This is a genomic window from Streptomyces sp. NPDC002784, from assembly GCF_053592135.1.
Genome location: NZ_JBSFVD010000002.1, coordinates 321947 through 340967 on the forward strand (window position 1 = coordinate 321947; position 19021 = coordinate 340967).

General features: G+C 73.3%; 17 protein-coding genes. 7 read left to right on the plus strand and 10 right to left on the minus strand.

The window, feature by feature from the left end; translation table 11 throughout:
* Positions 1-51: 51 nt before the first annotated feature.
* From ACWD1Z_RS06075 to ACWD1Z_RS06090, 4 genes are all read right to left on the minus strand, one after another.
* Positions 52-1821 carry a vWA domain-containing protein gene (locus tag ACWD1Z_RS06075; RefSeq protein WP_451116337.1) on the minus strand — a complete coding sequence of 590 codons (1770 nt, stop codon included), beginning with the start codon at positions 1819-1821 and terminating at the stop codon, positions 52-54.
* A gap of 53 nt (positions 1822-1874) precedes the next feature.
* A complete protein-coding gene (locus ACWD1Z_RS06080) occupies positions 1875-2936 on the minus strand; it encodes an ATP-binding protein (protein ID WP_389420785.1) in 1062 nt (353 codons plus the stop codon).
* A gap of 95 nt (positions 2937-3031) precedes the next feature.
* Positions 3032-5098, minus strand: coding sequence for an alkaline phosphatase family protein (locus ACWD1Z_RS06085; RefSeq protein ID WP_451115939.1), 2067 nt, complete (start codon positions 5096-5098; stop codon positions 3032-3034).
* Between the two features lie 86 nt (positions 5099-5184).
* Positions 5185-5586: a hypothetical protein gene (locus tag ACWD1Z_RS06090; protein ID WP_389420783.1), complete on the minus strand. Its 402-nt coding sequence runs from the start codon at positions 5584-5586 to the stop codon at positions 5185-5187.
* A gap of 84 nt (positions 5587-5670) precedes the next feature.
* On the opposite strand from ACWD1Z_RS06090, the gene ACWD1Z_RS06095 reads away from it, so the two are divergent.
* Both ACWD1Z_RS06095 and ACWD1Z_RS06100 read left to right on the plus strand, forming a co-directional pair.
* Positions 5671-6444 (plus strand): MBL fold metallo-hydrolase, encoded by a 774-nt coding sequence (locus ACWD1Z_RS06095; protein WP_451115941.1) that lies wholly within the window; start codon positions 5671-5673, stop codon positions 6442-6444.
* Positions 6441-7061, plus strand: a complete 621-nt coding sequence (locus ACWD1Z_RS06100) for a DedA family protein (protein ID WP_451115943.1) — start codon at positions 6441-6443, stop codon at positions 7059-7061. The genes ACWD1Z_RS06095 and ACWD1Z_RS06100 overlap by 4 nt, the downstream gene beginning before the upstream one ends.
* A gap of 16 nt (positions 7062-7077) precedes the next feature.
* Here the strand turns inward: ACWD1Z_RS06100 and ACWD1Z_RS06105 are convergent, their stop codons facing one another.
* From ACWD1Z_RS06105 to ACWD1Z_RS06120, 4 genes are all read right to left on the minus strand, one after another.
* A complete protein-coding gene (locus tag ACWD1Z_RS06105) occupies positions 7078-8214 on the minus strand; it encodes an MBL fold metallo-hydrolase (RefSeq protein ID WP_451115945.1) in 1137 nt (378 codons plus the stop codon).
* Entirely contained in the window at positions 8211-9458 is a 1248-nt protein-coding gene (locus ACWD1Z_RS06110) for an aminotransferase class I/II-fold pyridoxal phosphate-dependent enzyme (RefSeq protein WP_451115947.1), read from the minus strand. The genes ACWD1Z_RS06105 and ACWD1Z_RS06110 overlap by 4 nt, the downstream gene beginning before the upstream one ends.
* Before the next feature lie 34 nt (positions 9459-9492).
* Positions 9493-10167: a hypothetical protein gene (locus ACWD1Z_RS06115; protein ID WP_451115948.1), complete on the minus strand. Its 675-nt coding sequence runs from the start codon at positions 10165-10167 to the stop codon at positions 9493-9495.
* A 161-nt stretch (positions 10168-10328) separates the two neighbouring features.
* Entirely contained in the window at positions 10329-11120 is a 792-nt protein-coding gene (locus ACWD1Z_RS06120) for an RNA polymerase sigma factor SigF (RefSeq protein WP_451115950.1), read from the minus strand.
* Between the two features lie 243 nt (positions 11121-11363).
* Here ACWD1Z_RS06120 and ACWD1Z_RS06125 point away from each other — a divergent pair, with 243 nt between their 5' ends.
* The 5 genes from ACWD1Z_RS06125 (at position 11364) to ACWD1Z_RS06145 (ending at position 16999) form a co-directional block, all read left to right on the plus strand.
* The gene (locus ACWD1Z_RS06125; RefSeq protein ID WP_451115951.1) at positions 11364-13157 is read left to right on the plus strand and encodes a thiamine pyrophosphate-requiring protein; all 1794 of its coding nucleotides are present in this window, start codon (positions 11364-11366) and stop codon (positions 13155-13157) included.
* A 236-nt stretch (positions 13158-13393) separates the two neighbouring features.
* Complete coding sequence (locus ACWD1Z_RS06130; protein WP_451115953.1) at positions 13394-13768, plus strand: DUF2795 domain-containing protein; 375 nt, start codon at positions 13394-13396, stop codon at positions 13766-13768.
* A 17-nt stretch (positions 13769-13785) separates the two neighbouring features.
* Positions 13786-14205 (plus strand): CBS domain-containing protein, encoded by a 420-nt coding sequence (locus ACWD1Z_RS06135; protein ID WP_451115955.1) that lies wholly within the window; start codon positions 13786-13788, stop codon positions 14203-14205.
* 155 nt (positions 14206-14360) lie between these two features.
* Entirely contained in the window at positions 14361-14903 is a 543-nt protein-coding gene (locus tag ACWD1Z_RS06140) for a type 1 glutamine amidotransferase domain-containing protein (RefSeq protein ID WP_451115957.1), read from the plus strand.
* The gene (locus ACWD1Z_RS06145; protein ID WP_451115958.1) at positions 14903-16999 is read left to right on the plus strand and encodes a catalase; all 2097 of its coding nucleotides are present in this window, start codon (positions 14903-14905) and stop codon (positions 16997-16999) included. Before ACWD1Z_RS06140 ends, ACWD1Z_RS06145 begins: the two co-directional genes overlap by 1 nt.
* A gap of 15 nt (positions 17000-17014) precedes the next feature.
* On the opposite strand, the gene ACWD1Z_RS06150 is transcribed toward ACWD1Z_RS06145, so the two are convergent.
* Both ACWD1Z_RS06150 and ACWD1Z_RS06155 read right to left on the minus strand, forming a co-directional pair.
* Entirely contained in the window at positions 17015-17263 is a 249-nt protein-coding gene (locus tag ACWD1Z_RS06150; protein ID WP_389420771.1) for a DUF6158 family protein, read from the minus strand.
* Positions 17264-17385: 122 nt separating this feature from the next.
* Positions 17386-19005, minus strand: coding sequence for an ABC-F family ATP-binding cassette domain-containing protein (locus ACWD1Z_RS06155; protein WP_451115960.1), 1620 nt, complete (start codon positions 19003-19005; stop codon positions 17386-17388).
* Between the last annotated feature and the right edge of the window lie 16 nt (positions 19006-19021).

A 19021-nucleotide genomic window follows, 5' to 3' on the forward strand; every position in this document is an offset into this window, starting at 1 on the left:
AGTGAGGTCCCGTGTTCGGGGTCCGTGAGCACTATCCGATCACATTCCGGCTCAGCTCACCCGGAAGACCGGCCCGCCTGCGGAGAACGGCAGCCGGGCACCCTGCGGAATCAGATAGGCGTGCTCGCGCCGCACCCTGAGCACATCGCACCAGCCGTCCGTGATCACCAGGACCGGCGCGCCGGGCGGGAAGTCGTCGGCGCGGTGCAGCAGATCGATGCCCGGCTGGAGGACCGTGCCGCCCCGGCCGTGCACCCGCACCCGCCCGGCGATCTCCGTGACCGGCAGATAGCCCGCGTCGTGCGGGGCCGTGTCGCAGAACACCACCCGCGCGGCCGGGACGTCCCGGGCCTCGGCGTAGGAGGCGATGGCACCGAGCGCCTTGCCGAGCAGGACGCGGTTCATGGAGCCGGAGGTGTCCAGGACCACGCCGAAGGTGCAGCGGGCGATCTCCTCGGGCGGGAACCGGCGTCCCGCGCGCGGGATGCCGGGCGTGGCGGCCTGCCGGCGCGCCGGGCGGGCGTACGTCCGTACCGGCTCGGGGCGGGGCACGAACTCGTCGAACCAGCGGGCCAGTTGCGCGTCCCAGGGCAGCGGCGGATGACTCAGGGCGCGGATCTCCTCGACCAGGCCGCCGGGCAGGAAGCCGCGCTCCTGGCGCTGGTGCAGATCCAGGCCCTGGTACAAGCCGCGCCGGTAGAACTCGTCGAGGTCGACGAAGTCGCCCGGCGGACACAGCGGCGCGCCGAGGATGTCGCCGACGCCCTTGCCGCGCAGGGTGGCCAGGCGCCGCATCCGGCGCAGATCGCCGGCGATGCGGTCGTAGACCTCCTCGGCGGACAGTCCCGTGAGCCCGGCGTCGTACAGCAGGCCCTCGGGCATCGTGCCGACGTCCATCTCCTTGAGCCAGCCGTTGACGACGTAGTCGCAGGCGATGTTGAAGAGATAGGGGTCGCGGGCGCCGCAGCGGTCGCCGTGGCGCAGGGCGGCGTGCAGCATCTCGTGGGCGAGCACGAACCGCCACTCCTCGTCGTCGAGGGAGCGGAGCGGGTTGACGTAGATCTCGCCCGCCTCGGCGTTCACCGCGGCGACGGAGATGCCGTGGGCGCGGGCGAGTTCGGCGTCGGCGACCAGCCTGATGCCGGAGGCGATCCCGGCGAGCAGCGGGTAGGAGGCGATGAACCAGCTCAGGGCGCGCTGCCAGGGGCGCTGCCGGGCCGATTCGCCGTCCAGGCTCTCGCGGCGGCCGCCCGCCACGTCCATCGCCGCGGACACCGTCCGGGTCAGCGCGGTCGCGAAGGCCAGCTGGTGGTCGGGCGGCTGCCCGTACCAGCCGTGCCACTCCACCAGGCGCAGGTCCGGCTCGCCGCCCGCGGTGCCGCAGCGCTCGTAGGCGGCCGGCAGGCCGGTGCGGCGCCAGCGCGCGGCGAGCTGTTCCTCGTCGCCGTCGGGGTAGGCGGCGGGCAGCTCCTCGGGGGTCTCGCCGACGGGGAAGCCGAGCAGGAAGCGGTTGACGACGACACAGCGGGCGGCGAGGTCGCAGGCGTCGGGCTGCTCGCGGACGCCCTGGGCCGCCGGGACATGGCCGAAGCCGAGGTGCAGGATCGCGTGGGCGAGCGCCCAGGCCCACGCGGCCGGCGCGGCCATGGGGGTCCCCCCGCGCGAGTCTGTTCGAGCGTGGGGGAGGTCGGGGTGGACGTGCAGGGTGGCGGAGGAGGTGACGCGCACCAGCCCCTCGCGCGGGGCCAGCGCGCAGTCCTCCTGGCGGCACAGGTCGAACTCCACCGCTGCCAGCGCCGGGTTGGCCTTCACCAGCCGCATCCCCTCGGCGAGGGCTTCCGCGGCCAGGTCCCGCTTCTTCGGCCGCTGACGGCTCACCGGCGGGCCTCCACCAGCCGCGGCATGTCCCGGGCCGCCTCGACGAGGAACCACGAGGGCAGCACGGGGTTGCCGTCCGCGTCGGAGGCGATGACGGTCTGGGCGACCTCGACGGAGATCTCCGCGAGCTGCACCAGCAGCGACTTGGCGCGGTAGGCGGTCTGGCGGCCGCTCGCCGACATGTGCTCCTTGCCGGCGGGCAGTTCCTTGACCAGCCGGCCGCGGAAGGAGTCGGCGAGGTAGTAGAGCAGGTCGCGGTCCTCCGGGCGGTTCGGCCAGCGGGCCTCGCCCTTGATGATCGCCTCGATGCCGAACCGGCTGCGGACGATCTTGACGTAGCCGCAGAACGCGGTCGCGTGGGCGGGCGTCAGCGTGCCGTGCGCGAGGACCTTCAGAGTCTCCTCGTCCAGGTCCCGTCCGAAGGAGTGCAGCGCGTCGGAGAGCATGTGCCAGGACCGGGGCGTGGAGAACGGCTCCTCGGTCTTGGGCGGCTTGGACCACAGCTGGTCGGGCCGGTCGGTGAGGTGGTCCACCACCCAGGGGTGCACGCCGTTCTCCCCGGCCCAGACCAGCCAGTCCTTCGGGGAGGCCGCCAGATGGACATGGGTGAGGCGGTTGATCAGCGCGGAGGCGATCGGGCGGGCGAGCGCGTTGTCGGTGGCGCGGTTGCCGGCCCCGATGACGATCGACCCCTCGGGCAGCTCGTAGCTGCCGATCCGGCGGTCCAGGATCAGCGAGTAGAACGCCTTCTGCACATCGGGGCCGGCCGCGTTCAGCTCGTCCAGGAACAGGCAGTACGGCTCGTCGCGGGCGATCGTCTCCGGCGGGCAGAACACCGACCGCCCGTCCTTGATCTGCGGCACCCCGATCAGGTCCTCGGGCGCGAGCTGGGTGCCGAGCAGGCTGACGCACTCCAGCCCGAGCGAGGCGGCGAAGTCCCTCACCAGGGAGGACTTTCCGATGCCGGGGGCACCCCAGACGAACACGGGCCGCACGGTGGCGAGGCCGAGGAGGAGTTCGGGAAGGCGGGCGGGGGTGACGGTGACGGCAGCCTGCAAAGCAGGACTCCTCAGGGTGTTCGAGCGATGTCGACTGCGAACAGTGTGGGCGTACGGCCCTGGTGACGCACCCGGTTTTCAGGCCGCCCCGGTTCTCAGGCCGCCCGCTCCTCCGCCGGCCGCTCCAGCGGCACTTGGGGCCCGCCCGCCTCGTCCAGCCAGCGGCGCAGCACCCGGTGGATGTGCTCGGCGCCGACGAGGTCCGCCCCGTCCTCGGCCGGCGCGGACAGGACGAGCGGCGAGAGCAGGAAGGCCCGGCCCTGGGCGCCGCCGAGTCCGCCGTGCGAGCCGATCTGCTCCTCGAAGGCGAGGACTTCGCCGTCGGCGGGGTCGTACATGGAGTTGACCATGATGTCGGCGGTGTGCGGGAAGGAGTGGGTGCGCCGCACGGCGTCCGCGGCGCCGGGCCCGAAGGGGGCGAGCGGGCCGGGGTCCTGGTCGAGGCGGTCCAGCGGGATCTCGGTGCCGAACGGGCCGAGCACGACCCCGCCGTGCCGCTCGCTGCGCACCAGCAGGAAGCCGATGCCGGGGTGGTTGGCGAGCGTGGTCAGCAGCGCGGGGTGGCGGGCGTCGATCTCCTCCTTGGTCATCCGGTGGGGGACGTCCGGGAAGGAGATCAGGCCGAGGTTGCCCGAGGCCAGCACGATCGGCTCCGAGCGGCGGGCCGGGCGGTCCTTCTCGCCGCGCTCCTCGACGGGGATGCGCAGCGCGGCGCGCACGGCGGTACGGGCCTCGGCATCGCTGTGGGTGCGGCGGGCCCGGCGCGGCACGGGCAGCCCGCAGCCGGCCCGCACCAGGTCGCCGAGGGTGAGGCCGTAGCGGGCGCGGAAGGTCTCGCCGGGGCTCTGCCCGTGGTCCGACAGCACCACGATCCGGTACGGCCGGGGGGCGTGCTCGGCGACCTTCTCGATGAGCTCCAGCGCCCGGTCGAGGCGTTCGAGGACCTTCTCGGCGTCCCGGCTCGCCGGTCCCGAGTGGTGGGCCACCTCGTCGTAGGCGACGAGGTCGGCGTAGACGGCGGTGCGCCCGGCGAGCATGTCGCCCATCACCGCGGCGACCACGACGTCCCGTTCGACGACGGTCGCGAAGGCCCGGACGAAGGGGTAGAGGCCGCCGCGGGAGACCCGCGGGCGGGTCTTGCGCAGCCGGGCCCGGGTGGACTGGCCGATCTCCCGGCCGACCTCGGCGACGAACGACAGGGCGGTGCGCACCGCGTTGGCCGGGTCGGAGAAGTAGGCGAAGTAGCCCGCGCGGGAGCGGTTCTCGCGGCTGCGGCGCATGGTCGCGATGGACAGCACCAGGGCCTGCTCCTCGGCGCCGCCACTGAACAGGTTGCCGCGGCTGGCGCCGTCGACGGTGAGCAGCCCGCCGTCGCCGCTGTGCCGCACGGCACGGCGCTGGAGTTCGGCGGCGCTGGTCGGGCGGTTGCAGACCATCACCTCCCCGCTGTCCTTCTCGTACCAGCGGAAGGCCGGGACGTCGTGGTTGCTGCCGTGCATGATGCCGAGCTGGCTGGCGCCGGTCTGGCTGGACCAGTCGGTGCGCCAGGGGGTGAGCCGGTGGGTGGGGCGGTCCCCGCCGGTCCAGCGGGCCAGGGTCGGCATCAGCCCCTTGCGGACGGCGTCCCGCAGCACGTCGTGACCGACCCCGTCGAGCTGCAGGAAGACGGTGCCCGGAGTGGACGGACAGGGCGGCCCGGTGCCGCGCCGGCGGTCGGCCAGGCGGTACAGCCGGCGCCGGTAGGCGTCGTCGTCCCGTACGGCGAGGGCGGCGCCGGTGGCGGAGGCGACCGCGGACATCACGGCGGCGACCACCACGGCGGTCTCCCAGGCGGCGCCGCCGCGCTCGGCGGGGTTCAGCCGCAGGGCGACCAGCAGGAGGGCGCCGTTGAGGAAGAAGACCAGCAGGCCGAGGACGAGCGCGGGCACCAGCAGCAGCAACCGGACCAGGAGCGGCCAGACCAGGGCGGACAGCACACCGAAGGCGCCGGCGCCGAACGCGGCGGTGACGGCGATCCGGGTCGAGCTGTCGCCGCGGGGGGACTGGAGCTGGAAGTCCGGCAGGATCCCGGCGAGCACCAGCAGGGTGAGCGTCGACACCGCCCACACCGCGACGCTGCGCCCGATCTGACTGGCGACCCGCCGCCAACGCCGCCCCAGCACTCCCCGCACACCTCACGTCCCGGCCCGGCACCGGCGGGCCTGCCCTCCACCTTGTCATATGGACGCGCGGGAGCAGGGCGCCGTCGCTAGCGGCCGTCGTACCCCGCGGTCGGCAGCGACAGCCGCCGGTGCACCTGGGCCTTCATCCGGGAGTCGTACCGCGGCTCCTCGCAGCCCACGGTCTCCACCCGCACCCCGCGCCGCGCGCACTCCGCGGTGAACTCCTCGGCGGAGGACAGCGCGCTCTCCAGCACCCGGCGGCTGGGCACCACGAACAGGTCGACGCCGGGCCGCACCCCGTCCCACAGCACCAGGTGGTCCGGCCGCAGCTTGCGGACCAGCAGCTCCCGGCTGACCGTGTAGCCCCGCTCCGCCGCCCACCGCGCGCAGATGGCGTGCTGGCTGCGGGAGTCCACCAGAAAGGGGTCGGCGTCCAGTTCCTCCAGCGGCGTCAGACTCGCGATCGCCGTGACCCGCACCGGTCCCATGGGGTCCCCCTCACCTCCGGGTTTCAGGCGCCGACACTACTCCTGCCCGTAGGCTTCGGGGAGTCGCGCGAAGGAGGCAAAGAGGTGTCCGTGGAGATCACCTGGTGGGGTCACGCCACCTGCACGGTCGCCGACTCGGACGTACGCGTCCTCACCGACCCTTTGTTCGCACGCCGGCTCGCGCATCTGCGCCGGCGCCGGGGCGCGCTCCCGGCGCCCGGCGCCTGGCGCGCGGACGTCGCGCTCGTCTCCCATCTGCACGCCGACCACCTGCATGTTCCCTCCCTGGCGCGGCTCGCGGAGGGCACGCGCCTGCTCGTGCCCCGGGGCGCACCACGGGCCGTGCCGGGACTGCGCCGGCTCACGCATCTGCGGGTCACCGAGGTGGCGCCCGGGGATGTGGCGCAGGTGGGCGCGGTGCGGGTGCGCGTCGTGCCCGCCCGGCACGACGGCCGCCGGCTGCCGGTCGGGCGCCGCCACTCCCCCGCTCTCGGTTTCGTCGTCGAGGGCGAGGCGCGCACCTACTTCGCCGGGGACACCGCCCTGTTCGACGAGATGGCCGAGGAGGTCGGGCCGGTGGACGCGGCGCTGCTGCCGGTGGGCGGCTGGGGCCCGTATCTCGGCGAGAGCCATCTGGACCCGGGGCGCGCGGCGGAGGCACTGGCGCGGCTGGCGCCCCGCAGTGCCGTGCCGGTGCACTACGGCACGTACTGGCCGATCGGCATGGACGCCGTGCGCCCCCACGAGTTCCACTCGCCCGGCCACGAGTTCGTCCGGCTCGCCGCGAAGCGCGCGCCGGAGGTCGCCGTGCACCGGCTCGGGCACGGCGAGAGCGTACGGCTGGGGGTGACCGCGTGACCTGGCTCGCCACCGTGTCGTCGACGGTGTCGGCCGAGTCCACGCAGCAGGCGATCGGCTATCCGACGCTGTTCGTGCTGGTGCTGCTCGGCGCGCTGGTGCCGGTCGTGCCGACGGGGGCGCTGGTGAGTACGGCCGCGGTGGTGGCGTTCCATCAGACGGCGCCCTTCGCGCTGGCGATGGTGTTCGTCACGGCGTCCCTGGCCGCGTTCCTGGGGGATGCCACGCTGTACTGGCTCGGGCGGCGGGGGATGAAGTCGAAGAACGGGTCGCGGTGGCTGGAGGCGATACGGTCGCGGGCGCCGGAGGAGCGTCTGGAGCAGGCGCAGACGAAGCTGGCCGAGCACGGGGTGGCGGTGCTGGTGCTGTCCCGGCTGGTTCCGGCGGGGCGGCTTCCGGTGATGCTCGCCTGTCTGGTCGCGAAGTGGCCGATGCGGAGGTTCGCCCGGGGGAACTTCCCGGCGTGCCTGGCGTGGGCCGTGACGTATCAGCTGATCGGGATTCTGGGCGGGTCGCTGTTCCCGGAGCCCTGGGAGGGGGTCGTCGCGGCGGTGGCGCTGACGCTGGCCGTCAGTGCGGCGCCCACTGTCTGGCGGCGCCTTCGGGCCGCCGGGTGAGGTCACCCGCCGCCGGTCACTCGTCCTCCAGTACCCGGGACGCCCCGACGGGCAGGTCCCACAGGTCCTCCCTGGGCAGCCCCGCCGCCGCCCACGCCGCCCGCACCCTGGTGAGCGGCTCCAGGACCGGCTCCGCGGACAGGACGAACGTGCCCCAGTGCATGGGGGCCATCCTGCGCGCCCCCAGGTCCTGTACGGCCCGTACCGCTTCCTCCGGGTCGCAGTGGACGTCGCTGAGCCACCAGCGCGGGTCGTAGGCGCCGATCGGCATCAGGGCGAGGTCGATTCCGGGGTGGCGTTGGCCGATGCGGGCGAACCAGTGGCCATAGCCGGTGTCGCCCGCGAAGTACACGCGCCGGCCGTCCGGGGCCGTGAGGACCCAGCCGCCCCACAGACTGCGGCAGGTGTCGGTGAGGCTGCGCTTGGACCAGTGGTGGGCCGGGACGAAGTCGAAGCGCACGCCGTCCAGTTCGGCCGCCTCCCACCAGTCCAGTTCGGTGACGCGGGTGAAGCGGCGGCGGTGGAACCAGCGGGCGAGGCCGGCCGGCGCGAACACCGGTGTGTCGCGCGGGAGCCGGCGCAGGGTGGGGGCGTCCAGATGGTCGTAGTGGTTGTGGCTGATGACGACCGCGTCCACGCGCGGCAGGGCGTCCCAGTCGATGCCGACCGGGGTGATCCGGGCGGGGGTGCCGATGATGCGGCGGGACCAGACCGGGTCGGTGAGGACGGTGAGTCCGCCTGTCCGGACCACCCAACTGGCGTGTCCGGCCCAGGAGACGGCGACCGTGCGGGCGTCGACGCTCGGCAGCGGGCCGGGTTCGAAGGGCAGCAGCGGGAGGTCGGCGAGGCCCTCGCGGCCGGGGCGGACGGCGCCCTCGCGGGCGAACCGGGCCATGGCCTTCAGGCCGGGCAGCGGGGCGGTCAGCCGGTCGTGGAAGGAACGCGGCCACACCCGGGGCTCGCCCAGCGGGCGGGGCTCGGCGAGCGGCGGAAACGGTGCCGTGGAGGCAGGGTGACCGCCTGCCCCTTCCGGCCCGGCTGCCTCTTCCGGCCCGGCCGCCCTTTCCCGCTCGACTGCCTTCTCCCGCTCGGCTGCCCTTTCCCGCTCGGCTGCCCCTTCTTTTTCCCGGGTGGTCTCGGACTGCTGCGTCATCGAGCGGGCTCCCCTCGCCGGGCGTCGTCGCGGAGATCGTCGAAGACCGATGTCACATGACTCAACGCCCGTCGCACGTGCGGCAGTTCCCAGGGCGCGGGGGATCCGAGGCAGGCCGCGCGTTCCTCGTCCGTGGCGCCCAGCAGGTCCCCGGTGGACAGCCGTACGCGCGGTGCCCCGAGGTCGTCGCCGAAACGGTGGCCGCCCGGCGCGGGCAGACCGAGCCGGTCGGTCAGGAAGTCCTCCAGGTCCTGGGCGTCCCCGACGCCGTGGGCGCTCAGCGCGGGGCGCAGCGGGCCGAGGTCGACGTAGAGGTGGCGGCCGGACTGCGGGGGGAGGGCGAGGGCTCCCGCCCCGACGACGGCCGCGTGCAGGGCGGCGGCCAGGTGCGTGTGCAGGGCCACGGCGGCCGCCCGGCGGACGAGGACCGGTTCGGGTTCGGTCAGCGCGTATCCGGCCGCGGCGGCGACCGGACCGGCGACGCGGGCGCCCATCGCGGTGAGCACGTCGAGCACGCGCGCGTGCAGGTCCGCGCCGACCTCGTCCGAGGGGAACCGGGCGATCGCGGCCGGCCAGCCGGGCGGCAGCAGGGCTCCGGCCAGATCGGTGACGACGGTGACCCGTTCCGGCAGCATCTCGGCGGGGCTGAGCAGCACGGTGTCGTACGGGAGGTGCCGGGTGTCGCGCCAGGTCTCGTCGCTGACCAGGTGCAGGCCCTCGCCCGCGGCGGCCTCGACGGTCTCGTGCAGCAGCTCGGGCGGCGCCACGGTGGCGGTGGGGTCGTCGGCGACGGACAGCACCAGCAGCCGGGGGTCACCGCCCTCGGCGCGGACCCGGCGCACGGTCTCCAGCAGGGCGTACGGGTCGGGCACCCCGCCGCACTCGGCCGGGGTGGCGACATGGAAGACGGGTCGTCCCAGCAGGCGGGCGTACGGCCCCCACCAGGCCGCGCAGGGCCGGGGCACCAGGACGTCACCGCCGAGCGCGGCGGTCAGCGCGAGCAGCAGGGCGGGGGCGCCGGGGGCGGCGACCACCCGGTCGGGCACGGCGGGCAGACCACGCCGGTCCCAGTGGCCGCAGGCGGCGTCGAGCAGGGCCCCGCCGCCTCCGACGGGTTCGCTCTCCGGGCGGGCGGCGGCAGCGGCGAGCTCGGCGGACAGCTCGGGCAGCACGGGCAGCCCGTCCCCGGGCAGCGGCGGCCCGTACCGGACGGGGCCGTGGCTCTCGGGAACGCTCCGCGCCACATGGACTCCCTCCTGGTACGTACACGGTACGAGATCAGCTGTCGGCACCTCTTCCCGTGCGGCGCAGCCGGTACACGGCACCGCCCACTGCTCCCGCGATCAGCACGCCGCCGGCCACCAGGGCGGGGACGGAGTCGGTGAACGTACCGCCCTCGCCGGCGCGTACCCCGCGCTGGACGACCGCGGGCGGGCAGGACGCGCGGTGTCCGCCGGTCACGCACGGGTGAGGGGTGGTGACCGCCGGCGGGCAGGACGGGGTGTGGTGCCCGGTGGGGCACGGCCGCGGGGCGGTGGGGCCGCCCTTGGCGACGGTGAAGGTCGCGCTCCACTGCTTGCCCTGGCCGCCGGGGGCCGCGGGGCAGGTTCCCTCGACGGTCCAGGCGGTGTCGGGGCCCAGCGGTTCGACACCGCCTTCGAGTTCCTCGGCGGAGGCGATCCGGGCGGTGCCGCGGTAGGCGGCCCCGTCGTCGCCGGTGACCTTGTGCAGGGCGACGGTCTCCTCCTCGAAGGCCAGCGAGGTGGCGTCGAGGGTGGCGGGCGCGGGGCCGCCGGTGGGGTCGCAGGTGACCGAGACGGTGATGCTCCCGCCGGGATGCGCGGCGGCCGGGCTGATCTCCGCGGCCGGTTCCGCGAAGGCCGAGGAGGCGGCGAAGCCCAGGAGGACACCCCCCAGGGCGAGGGCGGACAGGACACGGACTCTGCGGCGCATGGTGCGGGCTCCTCGCGCGGACGGCTGCGGGACACGCAGACACGTGTCCCGCAGCCATCACAGCCCGCCCGGGGCCCGGCCGCGCGCGGCGTCCGCCGTTCGCGGGACGCGAGGCGGCCGTGCGGGTGAAAACCGGGGGAAAGCTTCACCCGCCGGAAGATCTAGGCCGCGTCCCGGAGGATCTGCTCCCGGACGCGTCCGCAGCACCGGCTGATCAGCCGGGACACGTGCATCTGCGAGATGCCCAGCTCCTCGGCGATCCGGCTCTGCGTCATGTCCCCGAAGAACCGCATGTACAAAATCGCGCGCTCCCGCTCCGGCAGTGCGGCGAGCCGCGGCTTCACGGCCTCCCGGTCCACCACCGTGTCCAGGGCGGGATCCGCCGAGCCGAGCGCGTCGCTCAGGGAGTACCCGTCCTCGCTGCCGGGCAGCTCCGCGTCCAGGGACAGCGCCGTGAAGCTCTCCAGCGCCTCGAGACCGGCCCGGACGTCGGCCTCGCTCATGTCCGCGTGTTCCGCGATCTCGGCCACCGAGGGGGTGCGCCCGGAGACGGTCTGCAGGTCCTGCACGGCGAAGCGCACCCGGTTGCGCAGGTCCTGCACCCGGCGCGGCACGTGCAGCGTCCACATGTGGTCGCGGAAGTGCCGCTTGATCTCGCCGGTGATGGTCGGCACGGCGTAGCTCTCGAACGCGTTGCCGCGCTCGGGGTCGTACCGGTCGACGGCCTTGACCAGGCCGAGGGCCGCGACCTGACGCAGATCCTCGTAGCTCTCGCCACGGCTGCGGAACCGTCCCGCGAGCCGGTCCGCCATCGGCAGCCAGGCCTCGACGATCCGCCCACGGAGCGCGTCGCGCTCCGGACCCGCCGGCAGCGTGCTGAGCGTGCGGAACGCCTCCGCGGTGTCGGGGGCGTCGTCGTGCGGGTGGTGCTTCGCGCTCACTCGTGTGGGCATATGCGTCGCAACTCCCTCGTCTGTGCTCTGGGTTGGACGGTCAGCATGGGAGCGCGCAGCAGAACCGGACGGTACGCAGCCGTGTCGACGATCCGCCGCTCCCACGGATGTGCCTCCTGTCCGAAGCACTGGGGGTGCGCCTGCCCGTGCCCCTGTCCCGCAAACACCGGCTCAGGTTTTCGGCGGACGCCCAGGGTGACTCGTAGGGATGCTGCCCCTTCGTCCCGGCCGGGAGGTCCCCGTATGAGCACCAAGGTCTCCGATCACGTACTTCAGCGGTTGCGCGAGTGGGGGGTCGAGCATGTCTTCGGCTATCCCGGTGACGGCATCAACGGCCTGCTCGCGGCCTGGGGGCGGGCGGAGAACCAGCCGCGTTTCATCCAGTCCCGGCACGAGGAGATGTCGGCGCTCCAGGCCGTCGGGTACGCGAAGTTCAGCGGCCGTCTCGGGGTGTGCGTGGCGACCTCCGGGCCGGGTGCGATCCATGTGCTGAACGGCCTGTACGACGCCAAGCTGGACCATGTCCCGGTGGTGGCGATCGTCGGTCAGACGCATCGCACGGCGATGGGCGGCTCGTACCAGCAGGAAGTCGATCTGCACACCCTGTTCAAGGACGTGGCCTCGGACTTCGTGGAGACGGTGACGGTCCCCGAGCAGCTGCCGAACGTGCTGGACCGGGCGATCCGCACCGCGTACGCCCGGCGCTGCCCGACCGCGGTCATCATCCCCGGCGACGTCCAGGAGCTGGACTACGAACCGCCCACGCACGAGTTCAAGATGGTGCCGTCCAGCCTGGACCGCAGTTCCTGGACGGCGCTCCCCTCGCAGGAGTCGATCGAGCGGGCCGCCGAGATCCTCAACACCGGTGACAAGGTGGCGATCCTGGTCGGCCAGGGCGCCGCCGGGGCGCGGGCCGAGGTGGAGCGGCTGGCCGAGGTGCTCGGCGCGGGTGTCGCCAAGGCGCTGCTCGGCAAGGACGTGCTGAGCGATGAGCTCCCGTACGTCACCGGCTCCATCGGCCTGCTGGGCACGCGGCCGTCGTACGAGCTGATGCGGGACTGCGACACGCTGCTGACCATCGGGTCCTCCTTCCCGTACTCCCAGTTCCTGCCGGACTTCGGCGAGGCGCGGGGCGTGCAGATCGACATCGACCCGCACATGGTCGGGATGCGCTATCCGTACGAGGTGAATCTCGTCGGCGACGCGCGGGCCACCCTGGAACGCCTGATCCCGATGATCGATCCGGCGCGCGGGCGGGAGTGGTTGGACACCGTGTGCGACAACGTGACGCGCTGGCGGGACGTGCTGGAGCGGCGGGCGAAGCTGTCGGCGGACCCGATCAACCCGGAGTACGTCGCCCATGCCCTGGACCCGCTGCTGCCGGCCGACGCCATCGTCACCTCCGACGCGGGCTCGATGGCGAACTGGTACGCCCGGCATCTGACGATGCGGCCCGGCATGCGCGGCTCGCTGTCCGGCACGCTCGCCACCATGGGCTGCGCGGTGCCGTACGCCATCGGCGCGAAGTTCGCGCATCCGGACCGGCCCGCGATCGCGCTGGTCGGGGACGGGGCGATGCAGATGAACGGGATGGCGGAGCTGATCACGGCGGCGAAGTACCGCGATCAGTGGCAGGATCCGCGGCTGGTGATCGGCATCTGGAACAACCAGGACCTCAACCAGGTCACCTGGGAGATGCGGGCCATGGGGGGCGCCCCGTCCTTCCTGCCCTCGCAGGAGCTCCCGGACGTGCAGTACGCCGCCTTCGCCCGTTCGCTGGGGCTGACCGGGATCCGGGTGGAGAAGCCGGAGGACGTGGAGGCCGCCTGGCGGGCCGGTCTGGAGGCGGACGGTCCGGCCGTGATCGAGTTCCTCACCGACCCCGCGGTCCCGCCGGTGCCGCCGCACGCCACCTGGGACCAGATGGAGGCCACGGCCGCGTCGATCCTCAAGGGTGACGCGGACCGCGGCTCCATGGTCAAGCAGGGATTCAAGGCAAAGATGCAGGAGTTCCTGCCGGGACGGGCGAAGAAGTAGCCTCGCCCGGCTCTTTGGGGAGCAGGAGCTCCTCGTAGCGGCCCATGGCCAGCATGACGCCGAGCATGAGCAGCGGAATGATCACAGCGAGCAACACCATGGCCTGTCCTTCCCCGGGGATGAAGCGCGGGGGGCGCAGGCCGGGTCTCCCGCCGTGCACCGGGCAAACCCGGCCGGACCGTGTCGGCCGTGGCTCTTCGGGTACGCGGTGCGGACCCGAAGATCTGGAGGGAGTCATGCAGCGAGGCAGCGACCGGCTGAACGTTCACCGTGACGACGAGATGAAGCACGAACTCCAGGGCCTGCTCAGGTCCGGTCATCCGACCCGGGTCGACGAGTGGCACGACCCCGAGCCGAGCGCCGACGACGACCCGCAGGTGGCGGGCGGACCGGTGGCACCCGGCGGGGGTACGGCCTCACTGGCGGCGGTCCGCCAGGAGCTGGCCCGGTACCTCAGTCGCAGTCTGTTCCCCGCGAGCCCGCGCGAGCTGGCCGGCACCCTGCGCCGCGCCTACGCGCCCGACGCCCTGGTGGAGCCGGTGGAGCGGCTGCCGCGCGCGGAGCGCTACACCACCGTCCAGGAGCTCGCCGAAGCCCTCACCCGACGCTAGCCCTGGAGGGGAACACCATGGCCGATTTCGTCAGGGACGTGATGACCGCCGGAGTGGTCGCCGTCCGCCCGGACGCCTCACTGGCCGAGGCGGCGCAGCTGATGCGCGACCAGGACATCGGTGATGTGCTGGTGGCCGACGGCCAGCGGATCGTGGGCATGCTCACCGACCGTGACATCACCGTGCGGGCGGTCGCCGAGGGCGTCGACCCGCTGACGGCGAGCGTCCGGTCGGTGTGCACGCCCGATCCCCTGGTGGTCGCCCCGCAGGACCCGGTGACGGCCGCGGTCGCCCTGATGCGGCGGCACGCCGTGCGCCGGCTGCCGGTCGTCGAGGACGGCCTGCCGGTCGGCGTGGTGAGCCTCGGCGACCTGGCCGAGGCCCAGGACCCGGACTCGGCGCTGGCCGACATCAGTCGCGCCACGCCGGACGAGTGAGCGCGCGGTCCCTGCCGCACGAGGGCCGGGCCGCCGGACGCCTCGCGGCTGGTACCGCGCGGGCGCCCGCTGTCCCGGCCCGTGTGCTGCCGCGGGACCGGCGGGCGGCGCCACGCAAGAGCACGCGCACGAGGACGAAAGGAAGCTGAACCACCATGCGCATCGCATTTCTCACCGCGCCCGAGGGCGTGGAACAGGTCGAACTGACCGACCCCTGGCAGGCGGCGGTGGACGCCGGTCACGAACCCGTGCTGGTGTCGACGGAGCCGGGGAAGATCCAGGCGTTCCACCATCTCGACAAGGCGGACACCTTCCCGGTGCAGGAGGTCGTCGGTGAGACCACGGCCGACTCCTTCGGGGGCCTCGTCCTGCCCGGCGGCGTCGCCAACCCGGACTTCCTGCGGATGGACGAGCGGGCGGTCGCCTTCGTCGCCGCCTTCTTCGAGCAGGGCCGGCCGGTCGCCGCGATCTGTCACGCGCCGTGGACGCTGGTCGAGGCGGACGTCGTACGGGGCCGGGTGCTCACCTCGTGGCCGAGCCTGCGCACCGACATCCGCAACGCGGGCGGCACCTGGGTCGACGAGCAGGTGAAGGTGTGCGACCACGGGCCCAACAAGCTGGTCACCAGCCGTAAGCCCGACGACCTGAAGGCATTCTGCGAGACATTCCTGGACGTGTTCGCCAAGGAGGCCGCTTGATGGAGGACCGCAAGCAGGAGCAGCGCGACCGGTTCCGCGCGGACGACCCCAAGGGCGGGCCGCTCACCACCGACCAGGGTGTGCCGGTGGACCACACCGACGACTCGCTGGCCGCCGGTGAGCGCGGGCCGACCCTGATGGAGGACTTCCACTTCCGGGAGAAGCTGACCCGCTTCGACCACGAGCGGATCCCTGAGCGGGTGGTGCACGCCCGGGGCGCGGGCGCGTACGGCTACTTCGAGCCGTACGAGTCCTGCGCGGAGTTCACCCGGGCGGCGTTCCTCCAGGACCCGTCCGTGCGGACGCCCGTGTTCGTGCGGTTCTCCACCGTGCAGGGCCCGAAGGGGTCGGCGGACACCGTACGGGACGTGCGCGGCTTCGCGACCAAGTTCTATACGTCCGAGGGCAATTACGACCTCGTCGGGAACAACTTCCCGGTGTTCTTCATCCAGGACGGCATCAAGTTCCCGGACTTCGTGCACGCCGTGAAGCCCGAGCCGCACAACGACATCCCGACCGGGGCGTCCGCCCACGACACCCTGTGGGACTTCGTGTCGCTGCAGCCCGAGACGCTGCACGCGATCATGTGGCTGATGTCGGACCGGGCGATCCCGCGCAGCTACCGCATGATGCAGGGCTTCGGCGTGCACACGTTCCGGTTCGTGAACGCCGAGGGCCGCGGCACGTTCGTGAAGTTCCACTGGAAGCCGCGGCTCGGTGTGCACTCGCTGGTGTGGGACGAGGCGCAGGAGTGCCAGGGCCGCGACCCGGACTTCAACCGGCGGGACCTGTGGGACGCGATCGAGGCGGGCGAGTACCCGGAGTGGGAGCTGGGCGTCCAGCTCGTGCCGGAGGAGGACGAGTTCGCCTTCGACTTCGATCTGCTGGACGCCACCAAGCTCATCCCGGAGGAGCTGGTGCCGGTGCGGCCGATCGGCCGGATGGTCCTGGACCGCAACCCGGAGAACTTCTTCGCCGAGACGGAACAGGTCGCCTTCCACACGGCCAATGTGGTCCCCGGCATCGACTTCACCAACGACCCGCTGCTGCAGGCCCGCAACTTCTCCTACCTGGACACGCAGCTGATCCGGCTCGGCGGGCCGAACTTCGCGCAGCTGCCGGTGAACCGGCCCGTGGTGCCGGTCCGCACCAACCAGCGCGACGGCTACGGCCAGAGCGCGATCCACCGGGGCACCAACTACTTCCCCAACTCCCTGGGCGGCGGCTGCCCCGCGCACGCGGGCGTGGACAGCGGCGCCTTCACGCACTACGCCGAACGCGTGGACGGCGCGAAGATCCGCCGGCGCAGTCCGAGCTTCCAGGACCACTACAGCCAGCCCGCGCTGTTCTGGCACAGCATGACGGACTGGGAGCGGCAGCACATCGTCGAGGCATTCCGGTTCGAACTCGGCAAGGTGGACACGATGGCCGTCCGCACCCGGACGGTGGAGGAACTGGCCAAGGTCAACGGCGAGCTGGCGACCCAGGTGGCCCGCGGCATCGGGGTTCCGGAGCCGTCCGGGGCCGCGGAGGGCACCCCCAAGGTGCTCTCCCCCGCGCTGAGCCTTGTGTCGCTGCGGGGCGACGGCTCCCTGCGCACCCGGCGGATCGCGGCCCTGGTCACCGACGGCGTCGACGGTGACCAGCTGACGTCGGTGCGCGAGAGCCTGACCGCCGAGGGTGCGGTCGTCGAGGTGCTCGCGGCCACCGACGGCACCGTCGCCGGCGCGGACGGCGACCGGGTCCCGGTGGACCGGGCGCTGCCGACCATGGCGTCGGTGCTGTACGACGCGGTGCTGCTGCCCGGGGGCCCGGGAGGCACCCCGCCCGGCGCGGCCGATCCGGACGTCCTGCGCTTCGTGCGGGACGCCTACCGGCACGGCAAGCCGGTCGGCGCGCTCGGCTCGGGCGTGGGGATCCTGGCGTCGCTGGAGCCGGAGAGCCTGGACGTCTCCACCGAGTTCCACCGGGTGGTCGAGGATCAGGGCGTGGTGACGGACACCTCGCCGGGCACGGCGAGCGAGGAGTTCTGCCGGGCCTTCGCGGCGGCGGTGGCGGCCCACCGGTTCTGGGACCGGTCGCCGCTGCGCCGCTGAGGGGAGGCGGGCCGATCAGGTGCCCGGGGTCGCGGCGTCGCCCGAGCCGCGGTCCCGGGCTCCTTCGCGGGTGCGGCCGGAGGCGACCGGGCGGCGCGGGTTGCGGCGGAGGTATTCGCCCTCCAGCTGGGCCATGCGTTCGTTGTGGGCCCGCAGCGCGTCGTTCGAGCCGTACAGGAGGGTGTCGTGGCGGGTGCGGTGGATGGTCTCCAGCTCCTTCATGAGCTGCTGGTCGTCCAGCCGGCCGGGGTCGACTCCGGTCATGATGTGCCCCACTCGTCTCGTCCGTGTCTGGTCCGCGGTCCGAGTACCCGCATGGGCGGATTTCGCCCGCCTGCGTCCACTCTGCGAACATCCCGGGCCCCGGGCCCGCGGGCGGGAGGGCGTCAGCGCGCCCGCTCCACCCGCCGCTCGTCCCAGACCGGCTCCGCGGTCTCCCGTACCCGGCCGTCCGTGCCGAAGACCAGATAGCGGTCGAACGCGCGCGCGAACCAGCGGTCGTGGGTCACCGCGAGAACCGTGCCGTCGAAGGCCTCCAGACCCTCCTGGAGGGCTTCCGCCGACTCCAGGTCGAGGTTGTCGGTCGGCTCGTCCAGCAGGAGGGCGGTGACTCCCTCCAGCTCCAGCAGGAGGATCTGGAAGCGGGCCTGCTGACCGCCGGAGAGCCGGTCGAAGGTCTGCTCGGCCTGCTGGGTCAGCTCGTAGCAGCGCAGCCGGGACATCGCCGCACCCCGGTCCTGGGCGTGTTCCTGCCAGAGGATGTCCAGCAGGGGGCGGCCCGCCAGCTCCGGATGGGCGTGCGTCTGGGCGAAGTGGCCGGGCACGACCCGCGCCCCCAGCTTCCAGGTGCCGGTGTGCGCCACCTCCTCCCCGGCCAGCAGCCTCAGGAAGTGCGACTTCCCGGAGCCGTTGGAGCCGAGCACGGCGACCCGCTCGCCGTAGAAGACCTCCAGGTCGAACGGCTTCATCAGGCCCGTGAGCTCCAGCGCCTCGCAGGTGACCGCGCGGATTCCGGTCCGGCCGCCCTTCAGGCGCATCCGGATGTCCTGCTCGCGCGGCGGCTCCGGCGGCGGGCCCGCCTCCTCGAACTTGCGCAGCCGGGTCTGGGCCGCGGCGTAGCGGGAGGCCATCTCATGGCTGACCGCGGCGGCTTGACGGAGCGTCAGCACCAGCTTCCTCAGCTGCGCGTGCTTCTCGTCCCAGCGGCGGCGCAGTTCCTCGAAGCGGGCGAACCGTTCGCGGCGGGCCTCGTGGTAGGTGGCGAAGCCGCCGCCGTGCACCCAGGCGTCCGCACCCGCCGGCGAGGGCTCGACCGAGACGATCTTCTCGGCGGCGCGGGCCAGCAGTTCACGGTCGTGGGAGACGAACAGGACCGTCTTGCGGGTCTCCTTCAGCCGCTCCTCCAGCCAGCGCTTGCCGGGCACGTCGAGGTAGTTGTCCGGCTCGTCGAGCAGCAGCACCTCGTCGGTGCCGCGCAGCAGCGCCTCCAGCACCAGCCGCTTCTGCTCACCGCCGGAGAGCGTGCGCACCTGCCGGAACTGCGCCGTGTCGTACGGCACGCCCAGCGCGGCCGTGGTGCACATGTCCCACAGGGTCTCCGCCTCGTACCCGCGCACCTCGGCCCAGTCGGCGAGGGCCTGCGCGTACCCGAGCTGGGCGGCCTCGTCGTCGACCGTCATGATCGCGTGCTCGGCCTCGTCGACGGCCCGCGCCGCTTCCCGGATGCGGGGCGGCGCGACCGACACGAGCAGGTCCCGTACGGTCGTCTCGTCCCGTACCGACCCCACGAACTGGCGCATCACCCCGAGGCCGCCACTGACCGTGACCGAGCCGCCGTGCGGCTTCAGCTCACCGGAGATCAGCCGCAGCAGGGTCGTCTTGCCCGCGCCGTTCGGGCCGACCAGGGCCATCACGGACCCTTCGCCCACCCGGAAGGACACATCGCCCAGCAGCGCCCTCCCGTCGGGGAGGCAGTACTCCAGGTGCGCGGCTTCCAGATGTCCCATGAGGTGGCATTCTGCG